This window comes from Stutzerimonas sp. Brlt_14 (genome assembly GCF_051948915.1).
GTDB classification, from domain to species: Bacteria; Pseudomonadota; Gammaproteobacteria; order Pseudomonadales; family Pseudomonadaceae; genus Stutzerimonas; species Stutzerimonas stutzeri.
Genome location: NZ_JAYJLM010000007.1, coordinates 159,136 through 173,666, shown reverse-complemented (window position 1 = coordinate 173,666; position 14,531 = coordinate 159,136). Strand labels below are relative to the sequence as shown.

Below are 14,531 nucleotides of genomic sequence, written 5' to 3'. Positions count from 1 at the left end.
AGCGTCAGCGGGTGACGGCACCCTGGGTGTGGTCGAGCTGCTTCTCCTTGTGCTTGATCAGCTGACGGTCGAGCTTGTCGACCAGCAGGTCCACGGCAGCGTACATGTCTTCGTGTTCGGCATTGCCCACCACTTCGCGACCGGCGACGTGCAGGGTGGCTTCGGCTTTCTGCTTGAGTTTCTCGACCTGCAGGACCACTTGGACGCTGATGATGCGGTCGAAATGACGGGCCAGTCGGTCGAATTTCTCCTCGATGTAGTCACGCAGGGCATCGGTAACTTCCAGATGAACACCGCTGATGTTGACTTGCATACTGCTATCTCCTTTGCCTTGTGCGAAGAGCAGGTCTTGAGGCCTGCCGCCGGGACAGTTCGACCAGTGGCCGATCACAGCAATCGTTTACGCTCGCTGGACGGTGCGATACCGAGCGACTCGCGGTATTTCGCAACGGTGCGGCGGGCCACCTGGATGCCCTGCGCCTCCAGTAAACCAGCGATCTTGCTGTCGCTCAACGGCTTTTTCGGGTTTTCCGCGGCGACCAGCTTCTTGATGATCGCGCGGATCGCGGTGGACGAACATTCGCCGCCTTCCGCCGTGCTGACGTGGCTGGAGAAGAAGTATTTGAGTTCGTAGATGCCACGCGGCGTATGCATGTATTTCTGCGTGGTGACGCGGGAAATCGTCGACTCATGCATCCCCACGGCTTCGGCGATGTCGTGCAGCACCAGCGGCTTCATCGCCTCGTCGCCGTGTTCGAGGAAGGCACGCTGGTGCTCGACGATCTGGGTGGCGACCTTCATCAGTGTTTCGTTGCGACTGAGCAGGCTCTTGATGAACCAGCGCGCTTCCTGCAGCTGGTTGCGCATGAAGGTATTGTCGGCACTCGAGTCGGCGCGCTTTACGAAGCTGGCGTACTGGGCATTGACGCGAAGTCGGGGCATGGCGTCCTGGTTGAGCTCCACCAGCCAGCGATCGTTGTGCTTGCGTACGATAACGTCCGGCACCACGTACTCCGGCTCGCTCGCCTCGATCTGCGAGCCCGGGCGCGGGTTGAGGCTCTGGATGAGTTCGATGACCTGGCGCAGCTCGTCTTCCTTGAGCTTCATGCGGCGCATCAGCAGGCTGTAGTCGCGGCTACCCAGCAGGTCCAGATGGTCACTCACGAGCCGCTGGGCTTCGCTGAGCCAAGGGGTGCGGTCATGGAGCTGGCGCAGCTGCAGGAGCAGGCATTCGCGCAGATCCCGTGCGCCGATACCGGCAGGTTCGAACTGCTGTACGCGACGCAGCACGACTTCGACCTCGTCGAGCTCGATTTCAAGCTCCGGGTCGAAACTGTCCACGATTTCCTGCAGAGACTCCTCGAGATAGCCCTGATCGTTGATGCAGTCGATCAGTGTGGTGGCGATCAGGCGGTCGGTGTCGCTCATGGGGGCGAGGTTGAGCTGCCACAGCAGATGGCTCTGCAGGCTGACACCGCTGGACGTACGGCTGGTGAAGTCCCATTCGTCGTCGTCGTTGCTCGGCAGGCTGCTGGCGCTGGTCTGGTAGATGTCCTCCCAGGCGGTGTCGACCGGTAGCTCGCTGGGAATGCGCTCACCCCAGTCGGCCTCGTCGAGGCCTTCGCCGCTGTGCGAAGGCTCTTCATAGGTGCTTTCCTGAGTGCTGATCTTTTCGCTGCCAGCGTCGCTCGCACGATCGACGGCCTCGGCCATGGGGTCGGAGCCGTCGAAGTCGTCACCGTCCTCTTCACGCTCGAGCATGGGATTGGAATCCAGCGCTTCCTGGATCTCCTGTTGCAGATCGAGGGTGGAAAGCTGGAGGAGCCGTATGGCCTGTTGCAGCTGCGGTGTCATCGTCAGCTGCTGGCCCATCTTCAGGACTAGCGATGGTTTCATGGCAGAGGACTTCGAACCTTGTATGCCGGCGCAACCGCGCCTGTTCCGACATGCGGCGCTCGGGGCGCCGATGAAAGCAAATTATATGCCTGCCGACGAAGCCTTTGCCTAGAGCCGATTTGCCGAGCCGAGCAAAAAATCCGCTCTTACAGTCGGAATTCGTGGCCCAGGTAGACTTCCTTGACCAGCTGGTTGGCGAGGATGCTCTGGGCATCGCCTTCGGCGATCAGCTGACCGTCGTTGACGATGTACGCCGTCTCGCAGATGTCCAGGGTTTCCCGAACGTTGTGGTCGGTGATCAGTACCCCGATGCCCTTGGCCTTGAGGTGGTGGATGATCTGCTTGATGTCGCCCACCGAGATCGGGTCGACACCGGCGAAGGGTTCATCGAGCAGGATGAACTTCGGCGCCGTAGCCAGGGCGCGGGCGATTTCCACGCGACGGCGCTCGCCGCCGGACAGGCTCATGCCGAGGCTGTCGCGGATATGGTTGATGTGGAATTCCTGCAGCAGGCCTTCCAGTGCCTGCTGGCGGCCACCGCGGTCCAGATCCTTGCGGGTCTCGAGAATCGCCATGATGTTGTCGGCGACCGACAGCTTGCGGAAGATCGAGGCTTCCTGCGGCAGGTAACCGATGCCGGCACGGGCCCGGCCATGCATCGGAAGGTGGGTCACGTCGTTCTGGTCGATCAGCACGCGACCCTGATCGGCATTCACCAGTCCGACGATCATGTAGAAGCAGGTAGTCTTGCCGGCGCCGTTCGGGCCAAGCAGGCCGACGATCTGCCCGCTCTCGATGGACAGGCTGACGTCGCGAACGACCTGCCGGCTCTTGTAGCTCTTGGCCAGATGCTGGGCTTTGAGGACGGCCATTACTGGGGCTGCTCCGCGGCCTGCTCGCGCTTGCGTGGCTGGATGACCATGTCGACCCGCGGACGCGGCGTGCTGACGTCGGTATTGGTGGCGCGGCCGGCGTTGACGATCTGGCGGCGGGTGTCATAGACGATCTTCTCGCCTTCGAAGGTGTTGCCTTCCTGGACGACCTTGGCCTGGTCGAGCAGCACGATGCGCTCGTTGGCGGCAAAGTACTGGATGGTCAGGCCGTAGGCCTTGACGATCTCCTTGTCCACGGCCGGCTTCTGCTCGTAGTAGGCCGGCTTGCCGATGGAGGTGAAGACTTCCACATCGCCATTGCTGTCCTGGGTGATGGTGACGGTGTCGCCGGTGATCTTCATGGTGCCCTGGGTGATCACCACATCGCCGCGGTACACGGCCACGCCCTGTCGGTCGTCCAGTTCGGCCGAGTCAGCCTGTACGCGGATGGGCTGTTCACGATCCTCGGGAAGCGCCCAGGCACTGGCGCCGAGCCAGAATGCGCTCAAACCGAGCAGGAGGGGGAAAGTCTTAACGCAGCTCATGCTGGCCTCTTACGTTGGACAGCAGGAGCATCCTGCCGTCATCCAGATACGCTTTCATGCCGGTCGCCGTGGTCACGCCATTGGCGGCGTCGATTCTAACGGCTTGCTTGGTCTCGGCATAATCCTTGTCCGGCCACACCGTCAGCCGGCTGGTGGTGAGGATCGTCGGGCGGCCCTTGGCGTCGGTCCGCTCGACCCGGACCTTGTCGATCAGCAGGACCTCGTCACCCTCCGCCGAAACCTCTCCGCGCTCGCTGCGCACATGCCAGGGGTGCTCGCCGCCGCGGTAGGACAGCAGGTCGGGTTTGGTCAAGAGGCTGACGTCGCTGGCCTTGATGTGTTCGACCTTCTCCGCGGTCATCTCGTAGTTGCGCTTGCCATCCGCCTGGTACTGGACCGTACGTGAATTGATCACATAGAAATCCACATCCGGTGTCTCGCCGCTGGCCACGGTTGGCTGCTGCATGAAACTCTCCGGACGGATGTTCCAGTAGCCGATGGCCACCAATACGGCAGCGATCAGCGTGAGCAGGGCGGGAAAGCGCAGTTTGCGGAGCATCCAGACCTCTACAGATAGGCGTTCTGAGCGGCTGCCAGGGTGCCCTGGGCGCGCATGATCAATTCGCAGAACTCGCGTGCCGCGCCTTCGCCGCCGCGTGCCTGGGTCACGCCGTGAGCGTGGTCGCGCACGAAGGCGTCGGCGCTGGCGACCGCCATGCCCAGGCCGACGCGGCGGATCACCGGCAGATCAGGCAGGTCGTCACCGAGATAGGCCACTTCAGAGTAGCTCAGCCCGAGTTCGGCCAGCAGCTCGTCGAGAACCACCAGCTTGTCTTCGCGCCCCTGATACAGGTGCTGGATGCCGAGGTTCTGCGCGCGGCGCTCGACCACTGGCGTCTTGCGCCCACTGATGATGGCGGTGCGCACGCCGGAGTTGATCAGCATCTTGATGCCGTGGCCGTCCAGGGTGTTGAAGGTCTTGAATTCGCTGCCGTCGGTGAGAAAGTACAGGCGACCGTCGGTCAGTACGCCATCCACATCGAAGATGGCCAGGCGGATGTCACGTGCGCGCTGCAGAAGATGTTCGTGCATTACATGACCCCCGCACGCAGCAGGTCGTGCATGTTCAGGGCGCCGATGGGCAGCTCCTGTTCATCGATCACTACCAGTGAGCTGATCTTGTGGTCTTCCATGATCTTCAGTGCCTCGGCAGCCAGCATCTCGGCGTTGGCGGTCTTGCCATGAACGGTCATGACCTCGTCGATGAGGGTCTGGCGCACGTCCACGCCTTTGTCCAGGGCGCGACGCAGGTCGCCATCGGTGAAAATCCCGGCCAGGCGCCCGTCGGTCTCGACGATCACGGTCATGCCCAGCCCTTTCTGCGTCATTTCCAGAAGGGCATCGCGCAGCGAGGTGCCGCGGGGCACGCTGGGGAGACGTTCGCCAGTGTGCATGACGTGTTCGACCTTGAGCAGCAGGCGTCGGCCAAGGGCACCACCGGGATGGGAAAAGGCGAAGTCTTCGGCAGTGAAGCCGCGAGCCTCGAGCAGGGCAATCGCAAGGGCATCGCCGAGCACCAGGCTGGCGGTGGTGGAGGAGGTCGGTGCGAGGTTCAGCGGGCAGGCCTCGATAGCCACGCTGGCATCCAGGTTCACTGCTGCGGCCTTGGCCAGTACCGAGCTGGGGTTGCCGGTCATGCTGATAAGGGTGATGCCCAGGCGCTTTATCAACGGCAACAGGGTGACGATCTCGCTGGTGGTGCCGGAATTGGAAAGCGCCAGTACCACATCGTCCGGAGTGATCATGCCCATGTCGCCGTGGCTGGCCTCGGCGGGGTGCACGAAGAAGGCGGCGGTGCCGGTGCTGGCCAGGGTGGCAGCGATCTTGCGACCGATATGCCCCGACTTGCCCATGCCGACCACAACGACACGGCCCTTGCAGGCGAGGATCAATTCGCAGGCTTGTACGAAGCTGGCATCGATACGCGCGTTCAGCTGCTCAACTGCCTCGATTTCCAGGCGAATGGTGCGCTGCGCGGTTTCGATCAATTGACTGCTTTGGCTCATGGCTGGCGAGGTCGTCCGATTAAAAGGCGAGGATTATAGCGAGATTCGACTTGTGGCTCATGGAAAATGTGGCAGGTGCCAGGGCGGCGCCCTCAGCGCTGTGTACATCACCAAGCTGAACCCTGGCTGAACAGGCGTCTCGCTGGTCATCTGCTGAAACGCTCATTGGTTGGGCGGCCCCTGGCGCGGTGCTATAGTGCGCGCCCGAAAACGGTCAGGCAGAAGTATCCCGGCGTCATCGGGAGCCGTCTGTTTCGCAGACTGCATGCAAGGAGACCAGATGAGCGCCTGCAACGACTACGCGGTCGAGCTGAAGGGAGTAACCTTCAAGCGCGGCGAGCGCAGTATTTTCGATAACGTCGACATCGCGATCCCGCGAGGCAAGGTCACGGCCATCATGGGGCCGTCCGGCTGTGGCAAGACGACGCTGCTGCGGCTGATCGCTGCGCAGCTGATGCCTGCGCGCGGCGAGGTCTGGGTGGCGGGCAACAATCTGCCGAGCCTCTCGCGCAGCGAGCTGTTCGACATGCGCAAGCAGATGGGCGTGTTGTTCCAGAGCGGAGCTCTGTTCACCGATCTCGACGTGTTCGAGAACGTCGCCTTTCCGCTGCGCGTGCATACCCGGCTGCCCGACGAAATGATCCGCGACATCGTGCTGATGAAATTGCAGGCGGTGGGTTTGCGGGGTGCCATCGAGCTGATGCCCGACGAACTGTCCGGTGGCATGAAGCGGCGTGTCGCGCTGGCGCGGGCCATCGCGCTGGATCCGCAGATTCTCATGTATGACGAGCCTTTCGCCGGTCAGGACCCGATCGCGATGGGCGTGCTGGTCCGCTTGATCCGGTTGCTCAACGATGCGCTGGGCATCACCAGTATCGTGGTGTCCCACGACTTGGCCGAAACCGCCTCCATCGCCGATTACATCTATGTGGTCGGCGATGCTCAGGTGCTTGGCCAGGGCACGCCGGCCGAGCTGATGGAGTCGGACAATCCTCGCATCCGGCAGTTCATGAAAGGCTCGGCGGACGGCCCGGTGCCCTTCCACTTTCCGGCGCCAGCCTACGCCGATGACCTGCTCGGAGGCGCCGATGCGTAAGCGTTCGTTGATGGACCGGATCGCCCTGCTCGGGCGTGCCGGCCTGGATGTGCTGGCGGCGCTGGGGCGCTCGACGATCTTCCTCGTTCATGCGCTGTTTGGCCGCAGCGGCTTGCGCAACGGCTTTTCGCTGCTGGTCAAGCAGCTGTACTCGGTTGGCGTGCTGTCGCTGGCGATCGTCGTCGTGTCCGGTATTTTCATCGGCATGGTGCTGGCGCTGCAGGGCTACAACATCCTCAGCAGCTATGGCTCCGAGCAGGCGGTCGGGCAGATGGTGGCGCTGACGTTGTTGCGTGAACTCGGCCCGGTGGTCACCGCATTGCTGTTCGCCGGTCGCGCAGGTTCCGCGCTGGCGGCCGAGATCGGCAACATGAAATCCACCGAGCAGCTGTCGAGCCTGGAGATGATTGGCGTCGATCCGCTGAAGTACATCATCGCGCCGCGTCTGTGGGCCGGCTTCATTTCCCTGCCACTGCTGACGCTGATCTTCAATGTGGTCGGCATCTGGGGCGGAGCGATGGTCGCCGTGGACTGGCTCGGCGTATACGAAGGCTCGTTCTGGGCCAACATGCAGAACAGTGTCGATTTCCATTCGGATGTGCTCAACGGCGTGATCAAGAGCGTCGTCTTTGCACTGGTCGTGACCTGGATAGCGGTGTTCCAGGGCTACGACTGCGAACCGACTTCCGAGGGGATCAGTCGTGCCACCACCCGGACCGTGGTGTATGCCTCGCTGGCAGTACTCGGCCTCGATTTCATTCTGACCGCGTTGATGTTTGGAGATTTCTGATGCGTATCCGCACACTGGAAATGGGTGTCGGCCTGTTCCTGCTTGCCGGCCTGCTGGCCCTGCTGCTGCTGTCGCTGCGCGTCAGCGGACTGAGCGTTGGCAGTGCCGATACCTACAAGCTGTATGCCTATTTCGACAATATTGCCGGTTTGACTGTCCGATCCAAGGTGACCATGGCGGGTGTGACCATCGGCAAGGTCACGGCGATCGACCTCGATCGCGACAGCTACACCGGTCGGGTGACCCTGGAAATCCAGGAAGACGTGAACATCCTGCCGGCTGACTCCACGGCGTCGATCCTGACGGCTGGTCTGCTGGGTGAGAAATATGTCGGAATCAGCGTGGGCGGCGACGACGAAGTGCTCAAGGATGGTGACACCATTCAGGACACCCAGTCTTCGCTGGTACTCGAGGATCTGATCGGCAAGTTCCTGCTCAATTCTGTGAATAAAGATTGAAGGAGACATCCATGATCACTGCCCTGCGTCGCGGTCTGCTGGTTCTGCTGGCCGTGTTGCCCCTGTTCTCCCATGCCGCGCTGACCGCGCATCAGGTGATCCAGAAGACCACCGACGAGTTGCTGGCCGACCTGAAGGCCAACAAGGAGCAGTACCGCAGCGATCCGGCCGCCTTCTATGACTCGCTCAACGAGATTCTCGGTCCGGTGGTCGATGCCGACGGTATCTCGCGCAGCATCATGACCGTCAAGTATTCACGCAACGCCACTCCCGAGCAGATGAAGCGCTTCCAGGAGAACTTCAAGCGCAGCCTGATGCAGTTCTACGGCAACGCCCTGCTCGAGTACAACAACCAGCAGATCCGCGTATTGCCGCCCAGCGGCAAGCAGGACCCCAAGCGCACCAGCGTCGGTATGGAGGTGGTGGGGCGCCAGGGCGAGATCTATCCGGTGTCCTACACCATGGTCAATGACGGCGAATGGCGCGTGCGCAACGTGATCATCAACGGCATCAACATCGGCAAGCTGTTCCGCGACCAGTTCGCCGACTCTATGCAGCGCAACGGCGGTGATCTGGACAAAACCATCGATGGCTGGGCCGAGGTCGTGGCGCGTGCCAAGGACACCGAGGCTGGACAGCAGGCTGTCGGCGATGAGTGAGGCCCGGATCGAGCGCGGTGGAGAAGGCGAGTTGCGCCTGATCGGCGTGCTGGATTACCGCAGCGGCCCGGCCTTGCGTGAGGCTGGTCGGGCGCTGATCGCCGGCAGCCGGGCGCCGTTGACGCTGGACTGCTCGGCGGTCGAGCGTTCCAGCAGTGTCGGGCTGTCGCTGCTGCTGGCTTTCATGCGCGATGCCAAGGCTGCGGGCATCGATCTGCGCGTCAGTGCATTGCCAGGCGATATGCACAAGATTGCCAAGGTGTCCGGCTTGTTGGATATCCTGCCGCTGGAAGCTTCCCGGGTTTAGAAAAGGATGCCGTATGAAACTGCGCTGGGCGGAAAATCTGCGCGATAGCCTGCACGAGCTGGCCGAGTCCTTCGGCAATCTGCTGGTCGAGAGTTTTCACTACCTGGCGCTGTTCGCCATCGGCGCCGTGACGGCCTGGGCGGCAGTCATGGCGTTTCTCGGCATGGTCGAGAAGGGCCATATCACGATCGATGACATCCTGCTGCTGTTCATCTATCTCGAGCTGGGCGCGATGGTTGGCATCTATTTCAAGACCAACCACATGCCGGTGCGCTTCCTTATCTATGTGGCGATCACCGCGCTGACCCGCCTGCTGATTTCCGATATTTCCCATCACCACCGTCCGGACATGGGCGTGGTCTATGTGTCCGGCGCGATCCTGCTGCTGGCGCTGGCGATCCTGGTGGTGCGCTTCGCCTCCTCGCGCTTCCCGGCCGTGCAGAGCGACAGCGGGCTGTCCCGGCATCGGCGCGAGCGCGATCAGGGGGCCGAAACGCTGGATTGAGATCTGTGCGCGAGGTTCGGGGTTCGCAGCCTTCGGGCTTTTTTGTATGATGGCCGGCCCGTGCGCGTCCTGCGCCCGATCGAGGTAGAACATGCAGGCCCTAGAAGTGAAGAATTTCCTGGAAGCGAAGATTCCGGGAACCCAGGTGGAAGTGGAAGGCGAAGGCTGCAACTTCCAGCTCAACGTGATCAGTGATGAACTGGCCGCCCTGAGCCCGGTGAAGCGTCAGCAGCAGATCTACGCTCATCTCAATCCATGGATCGCCGACGGCAGCATCCACGCCGTCACCATGAAGTTCTTCAGTCGCACAGACTGGGCCGCTCGCGCCTGATCGGCTCAGGCCCGCGCAACCAATCATTCCAGGCAGAGCGCGTCTCGATGACCGCGCCGCCCCCTTCGACAGTGCTTCGAGCCTGCGGCTTACGGGTATATCCATGGACAAACTGATCATTACCGGCGGCATTCGCCTCGATGGCGAGATTCGCATTTCCGGCGCGAAGAACTCCGCACTGCCGATCCTGGCCGCCACCTTGCTGGCCGACACCCCGGTTACCGTCTGCAACCTGCCGCACCTGCACGACATCACCACGATGATCGAGCTGTTCGGCCGCATGGGCGTGCAGCCGATCATCGACGAGAAGCTCAGCGTCGAAGTCGACGCCAGCAGCATCAAGACTCTGGTGGCGCCGTACGAACTGGTGAAGACCATGCGTGCGTCGATCCTGGTGCTCGGCCCGATGGTTGCGCGTTTCGGCGAGGCGGAGGTCGCGCTGCCCGGTGGTTGCGCCATCGGTTCGCGTCCGGTCGACCTGCACATCCGCGGACTCGAGGCCATGGGCGCACAGATCGACGTCGAGGGGGGCTACATCAAGGCCAAGGCGCCGGCCGGCGGCCTGCGTGGCGCGCACTTCTTCTTCGACACCGTCAGCGTGACCGGTACCGAGAACATCATGATGGCCGCTGCGCTGGCGAACGGCCGCAGCGTGCTGGAAAACGCCGCGCGTGAGCCGGAGGTGGTCGATCTGGCCAACTTCCTCAACGCCATGGGCGCCAAAGTGTCCGGCGCCGGCACCGATACCATCGTCATCGATGGCGTCAAGCGCCTCGGTGGTGGTCGCTACAGCGTGATGCCCGACCGTATCGAGACTGGAACCTATCTGGTCGCCGCTGCGGCGACTGGCGGGCGTGTACGTCTGAAGGATACCGACGCGACGCTGCTCGAGGCTGTGCTGCACAAGCTGGTGGAGGCTGGCGCGCATATCGATACCGGCAGTGACTGGATCGAGCTGGACATGAAGGGCAAGCGGCCGAAGGCGGTCAATGTGCGCACCGCGCCGTACCCAGCGTTCCCCACCGACATGCAGGCGCAGTTCATCGCTCTGAACGCCATCGCCGAGGGCACCGGCACGGTCATCGAAACGGTCTTCGAAAACCGCTTCATGCATGTCTACGAGATGAATCGCATGGGTGCGCAGATCCTCGTCGAGGGCAATACCGCCATCGTCACGGGCGTCGATCACCTCAAGGGTGCCCCGGTCATGGCGACCGACCTGCGCGCGTCGGCGAGCCTCGTGATCGCCGGTCTGGTGGCCGAAGGCGATACGCTGATCGACCGCATCTACCACATCGATCGTGGCTACGAGTGCATCGAGGAGAAACTGCAGTTGCTGGGGGCGAAGATTCGCCGCGTTCCCGGCTGATAGCGATCTGCTGCGCGTCGGTCCTGCTGCGTTAAAAACAGGCTCGGAATTGCTCATTTACAGCTAGTAAACTCTGCTTGCTCGCCTGTTTGACTCGCTGGCGCTCGCCCTTCGGGCCAGCCTTTGGCTGTTACTCTCGTTGGTCATTGCGCCTTGCATGACTCAGTTCGCAAGAACGCCGTTGGTCATTTGGTCGTCCCATCAAGGTTGGCCGTTGCCGTTCAAGGAAAACGCTCCATGCTCACCATCGCCCTGTCCAAAGGCCGCATCCTCGACGACACCCTGCCGTTGCTGGCTGCTGCGGGTATCGTACCCACCGAGAACCCGGACAAGAGCCGCAAGCTGATCATTCCAACCACCCAGGATGACGTGCGGCTGTTGATCGTTCGCGCCACCGACGTACCGACATACGTCGAACATGGTGCGGCTGACCTCGGCGTCGCTGGCAAGGACGTGCTGATGGAATACGGCGGCCAGGGCTTGTACGAGCCGCTCGATCTGAAGATTGCCAACTGCAAGCTGATGACTGCCGGCAAGGTCGGCGCGCCCGAGCCCAAGGGGCGTCTGCGCGTGGCTACCAAGTTCGTCAATGTCGCCAAGCGTTACTACGCCGAGCAGGGCCGCCAGGTCGACATCATCAAGCTGTACGGCTCCATGGAGCTGGCCCCGCTGGTGGGGCTCGCCGACAAGATCATCGACGTGGTCGACACCGGCAACACCCTGCGCGCCAACGGTCTGGAGCCACAGGAGCTGATCGCCACCATCAGTTCGCGTCTGATCGTGAACAAGGCTTCGATGAAGATGCAGCATGCGCGTATCCAGGCGCTGATCGACACCTTGCACGCGGCGGTCGAGCAGCATCAGCATTGATGCGCCTCGCGGTCTTCACCGCGCCTGCCTATTCGTGCCATAGCTGAAATTCTCGGGTGCCCGCACGGTGGGCTTGATATTCTAGCGGCGCCTGAGAACCTGGCCGAAGGACGACGGTGCGTCGGTACTGCGGCCTTGGGAGCAGGCTCGGAAGGCCCATCTACAGCTCAACAGCTCATTGAAGGTGCGCCTCCTCGCCAGTTCTGCCCAGCATTGCTTTAGCGCGCGAGACGCTGCACAGGTCTCGAAAGCCAGTTTGTCGATCCGAAGCCCAGCCAACCATGAGGCCCACCATGACCGCTCCTTCCGCCATTCGCCGACTCAACGCTGCCGATGCCGACTTCGCCCGTCATCTGGACCATCTGCTGAGCTGGGAAAGTGTTTCTGATGACGGTGTGAACGAGCGGGTCCTTGAGATCATCAAGGCCGTGCGCGAGCGTGGTGATGCAGCGGTTGTCGAACTGACCCAGCGCTTCGATGCTCTGGAAGTCGCCTCCATGGCCGACCTGATCCTACCGCGCGCGCGCCTGGAGCAGGCGCTCGAGCGGATCACGCCAGCGCAGCGCGAGGCTCTGGAGATCGCCGCCGAGCGCGTACGCAGCTATCACGAGCGGCAGAAACAGGACTCCTGGACCTACACCGAAGCCGACGGCACGGTGCTCGGTCAGAAGGTCACCCCGCTCGATCGCGCCGGCCTCTACGTGCCGGGCGGCAAGGCTTCCTACCCATCTTCAGTGCTGATGAATGCCATCCCGGCCAAGGTCGCCGGCGTGCCGGAGGTGGTCATGGTGGTGCCCACACCGCGCGGCGAGGTCAATGAGCTGGTGCTGGCTGCTGCCTGCATCGCCGGCGTAGACCGCGTCTTCACCATTGGCGGGGCGCAGGCCGTCGCAGCATTGGCCTATGGCACCGAGAGCGTACCGCCGGTGGACAAGATCGTCGGCCCGGGCAATATCTACGTCGCCACGGCCAAGCGCCACGTGTTCGGTAAGGTCGGCATCGACATGATCGCCGGGCCGTCGGAAATTCTCGTGGTCTGCGATGGCCAGACCGATCCGGACTGGATCGCCATGGACCTGTTCTCCCAGGCCGAACACGACGAGGATGCGCAGTCGATCCTGGTCAGCCCGGACGCCGCTTTCCTCGATCGCGTCGCCGAGAGCATTGCCCGTCTGCTGCCGACCCTGGAGCGCGCCGACATCGCTCGCACCTCCCTTGAGGGCCGCGGCGCGCTGATCCAAGTGGCCGACATGGAGCAGGCCATCGAGGTGGCCAACCGCATCGCCCCTGAGCACCTGGAACTTTCGGTCGCCGAGCCGGAACAATGGCTGCCGCAGATTCGTCATGCCGGTGCGATCTTCATGGGACGCTACACCGCCGAGGCGCTGGGTGATTACTGCGCAGGGCCCAACCACGTGCTGCCGACCTCCGGTACCGCGCGCTTTTCCTCGCCGCTGGGCGTTTACGACTTCCAGAAGCGCTCGTCGATCATCAATTGCTCGGCCGAGGGCGCTTCGACACTGGGCAAGGTGGCATCGGTTCTGGCCCGTGGTGAATCGCTGACCGCTCACGCGCGCAGCGCCGAGTATCGGATCAAGTAAGCCCTAAGGTGGGAGCGAGGCCGCCGGCCCCTTCCGCCTGACGTCACTGGTGGAAAGCGTCACGCGATATCCACCCTACGCCAAGCAGATCGAATTCGAGGAGAGAAGGGCGGTGAGCAAATTCTGGAGCCCCTTCGTCAAGGACCTGGTGCCCTATGTGCCGGGCGAGCAGCCCAAGTTGAGCAAGCTGGTCAAGCTCAACACCAACGAGAATCCCTATGGCCCGTCGCCGCGGGCAATCGCCGCCATGCAGGCGGAAATCAACGACGGCCTGCGGCTGTATCCTGACCCCAACGGCGAGCGCCTGAAGCAGGCTGTGGCGGACTACTACGGTGTGCAGATGGCGCAGGTGTTCGTCGGCAACGGCTCGGACGAAGTGCTGGCGCATGCCTTTCACGGCCTGTTCCAGCATGGCCGCCCGCTGCTGTTTCCGGACGTGACATACAGCTTCTACCCGGTCTATTGCGGCCTGTACGGCATCGACTACCAAGCCGTTGCGCTGAACGAGCAGTTCCAGATCGACGTGGCGGATTATCAGCGGCCGAACGGCGGCATCATCTTTCCCAACCCGAACGCCCCGACTGGTTGCCTGCTGCCGCTTGAGGCTATCGAGCGATTGCTGCAGGCCAATAGCGAGTCCGTCGTGCTGGTCGACGAGGCCTATGTGGACTTCGGTGGCGAGTCGGCGATTGCGCTGGTCGATCGCTATCCGAACCTGCTGGTCACCCAGACGCTTTCCAAGTCACGCTCGCTGGCCGGCCTGCGGGTCGGCCTGGCGGTAGGACATCCGGACCTGATCGAGGCGCTGGAGCGGATCAAGAACAGCTTCAACTCCTACCCGCTGGACCGCATCGCCATCGCCGGCGCGGCTGCAGCGTTCGCGGATCGTGAGTATTTCGAGCAGACCTGCCGGCAGGTCATTGCCAGCCGCGAGGCGGTGGTGGCGGCGCTTCACGAGCGCGGCTTCGAGGTGCTGCCGTCGGCGGCGAACTTCATTTTCGCGCGTCACCCTCAGCGCGACGCCGCCGCCATCGCCGCCGCGCTGCGCGAGCAGGGCGTGATCGTGCGTCACTTCAAGCAGCCGCGCATCGAGCAGTTCCTGCGCATCACCATCGGCACGCCGGAACAGAACCAGGCTCTGCTCGAGGGGCTCGGCTGACGCAGGG

Annotated in this window: 18 protein-coding genes; 11 read left to right on the top strand and 7 right to left on the bottom strand. The window is 62.7% G+C overall.

The genetic code is table 11. The features are described from left to right. Positions 1-4: 4 nt before the first annotated feature. From hpf to VF716_RS17915, 7 genes are all read right to left on the bottom strand, one after another. Positions 5-313, bottom strand: a complete 309-nt coding sequence (gene hpf, locus VF716_RS17945) for a ribosome hibernation-promoting factor, HPF/YfiA family (protein ID WP_011912218.1) — start codon at positions 311-313, stop codon at positions 5-7. A gap of 74 nt (positions 314-387) precedes the next feature. Beyond that, on the bottom strand, positions 388-1,896 hold the full coding sequence (locus VF716_RS17940; protein ID WP_440552828.1) for an RNA polymerase factor sigma-54: 1,509 nt from the start codon (positions 1,894-1,896) through the stop codon (positions 388-390). A 146-nt stretch (positions 1,897-2,042) separates the two neighbouring features. Then, entirely contained in the window at positions 2,043-2,768 is a 726-nt protein-coding gene (lptB, locus tag VF716_RS17935) for an LPS export ABC transporter ATP-binding protein (RefSeq protein WP_011912220.1), read from the bottom strand. Next, a complete protein-coding gene (lptA, locus tag VF716_RS17930; protein ID WP_108241534.1) occupies positions 2,768-3,313 on the bottom strand; it encodes a lipopolysaccharide transport periplasmic protein LptA in 546 nt (181 codons plus the stop codon). Before lptA ends, lptB begins: the two co-directional genes overlap by 1 nt. Beyond that, positions 3,300-3,872 carry an LPS export ABC transporter periplasmic protein LptC gene (gene lptC, locus VF716_RS17925; protein ID WP_045631864.1) on the bottom strand — a complete coding sequence of 191 codons (573 nt, stop codon included), beginning with the start codon at positions 3,870-3,872 and terminating at the stop codon, positions 3,300-3,302. The genes lptA and lptC overlap by 14 nt, the downstream gene beginning before the upstream one ends. Before the next feature lie 8 nt (positions 3,873-3,880). Further along, the gene (locus tag VF716_RS17920; protein WP_011912223.1) at positions 3,881-4,405 is read right to left on the bottom strand and encodes a KdsC family phosphatase; all 525 of its coding nucleotides are present in this window, start codon (positions 4,403-4,405) and stop codon (positions 3,881-3,883) included. Then, positions 4,405-5,379 carry a KpsF/GutQ family sugar-phosphate isomerase gene (locus tag VF716_RS17915; protein ID WP_125852603.1) on the bottom strand — a complete coding sequence of 325 codons (975 nt, stop codon included), beginning with the start codon at positions 5,377-5,379 and terminating at the stop codon, positions 4,405-4,407. The genes VF716_RS17920 and VF716_RS17915 overlap by 1 nt, the downstream gene beginning before the upstream one ends. A gap of 280 nt (positions 5,380-5,659) precedes the next feature. Here VF716_RS17915 and VF716_RS17910 point away from each other — a divergent pair, with 280 nt between their 5' ends. The 11 genes from VF716_RS17910 (at position 5,660) to hisC (ending at position 14,524) form a co-directional block, all read left to right on the top strand. Then, positions 5,660-6,475 carry an ATP-binding cassette domain-containing protein gene (locus tag VF716_RS17910; protein ID WP_011912225.1) on the top strand — a complete coding sequence of 272 codons (816 nt, stop codon included), beginning with the start codon at positions 5,660-5,662 and terminating at the stop codon, positions 6,473-6,475. After that, positions 6,468-7,265, top strand: a complete 798-nt coding sequence (gene mlaE / locus VF716_RS17905) for a lipid asymmetry maintenance ABC transporter permease subunit MlaE (RefSeq protein WP_011912226.1) — start codon at positions 6,468-6,470, stop codon at positions 7,263-7,265. The genes VF716_RS17910 and mlaE overlap by 8 nt, the downstream gene beginning before the upstream one ends. Beyond that, positions 7,265-7,723 carry an outer membrane lipid asymmetry maintenance protein MlaD gene (gene mlaD / locus VF716_RS17900; protein ID WP_011912227.1) on the top strand — a complete coding sequence of 153 codons (459 nt, stop codon included), beginning with the start codon at positions 7,265-7,267 and terminating at the stop codon, positions 7,721-7,723. The genes mlaE and mlaD overlap by 1 nt, the downstream gene beginning before the upstream one ends. An 11-nt stretch (positions 7,724-7,734) precedes the next feature. After that, positions 7,735-8,382 carry an MlaC/ttg2D family ABC transporter substrate-binding protein gene (locus VF716_RS17895; protein WP_011912228.1) on the top strand — a complete coding sequence of 216 codons (648 nt, stop codon included), beginning with the start codon at positions 7,735-7,737 and terminating at the stop codon, positions 8,380-8,382. Further along, entirely contained in the window at positions 8,375-8,689 is a 315-nt protein-coding gene (locus VF716_RS17890; RefSeq protein WP_017246380.1) for an STAS domain-containing protein, read from the top strand. The genes VF716_RS17895 and VF716_RS17890 overlap by 8 nt, the downstream gene beginning before the upstream one ends. Before the next feature lie 13 nt (positions 8,690-8,702). After that, on the top strand, positions 8,703-9,194 hold the full coding sequence (locus VF716_RS17885) for a phosphate-starvation-inducible protein PsiE (RefSeq protein ID WP_440552827.1): 492 nt from the start codon (positions 8,703-8,705) through the stop codon (positions 9,192-9,194). A gap of 91 nt (positions 9,195-9,285) precedes the next feature. Beyond that, positions 9,286-9,525: a BolA family protein gene (locus VF716_RS17880; protein ID WP_013981933.1), complete on the top strand. Its 240-nt coding sequence runs from the start codon at positions 9,286-9,288 to the stop codon at positions 9,523-9,525. A gap of 103 nt (positions 9,526-9,628) precedes the next feature. Beyond that, positions 9,629-10,894 carry a UDP-N-acetylglucosamine 1-carboxyvinyltransferase gene (gene murA / locus VF716_RS17875; RefSeq protein ID WP_013981934.1) on the top strand — a complete coding sequence of 422 codons (1,266 nt, stop codon included), beginning with the start codon at positions 9,629-9,631 and terminating at the stop codon, positions 10,892-10,894. A 237-nt stretch (positions 10,895-11,131) separates the two neighbouring features. Continuing rightward, positions 11,132-11,764, top strand: coding sequence for an ATP phosphoribosyltransferase (gene hisG / locus VF716_RS17870; protein ID WP_013981935.1), 633 nt, complete (start codon positions 11,132-11,134; stop codon positions 11,762-11,764). A 293-nt stretch (positions 11,765-12,057) separates the two neighbouring features. Then, positions 12,058-13,365: a histidinol dehydrogenase gene (hisD, locus tag VF716_RS17865; RefSeq protein ID WP_181091327.1), complete on the top strand. Its 1,308-nt coding sequence runs from the start codon at positions 12,058-12,060 to the stop codon at positions 13,363-13,365. A gap of 112 nt (positions 13,366-13,477) precedes the next feature. After that, positions 13,478-14,524 carry a histidinol-phosphate transaminase gene (hisC, locus tag VF716_RS17860; protein ID WP_440552826.1) on the top strand — a complete coding sequence of 349 codons (1,047 nt, stop codon included), beginning with the start codon at positions 13,478-13,480 and terminating at the stop codon, positions 14,522-14,524. Positions 14,525-14,531 lie beyond the last annotated feature (7 nt).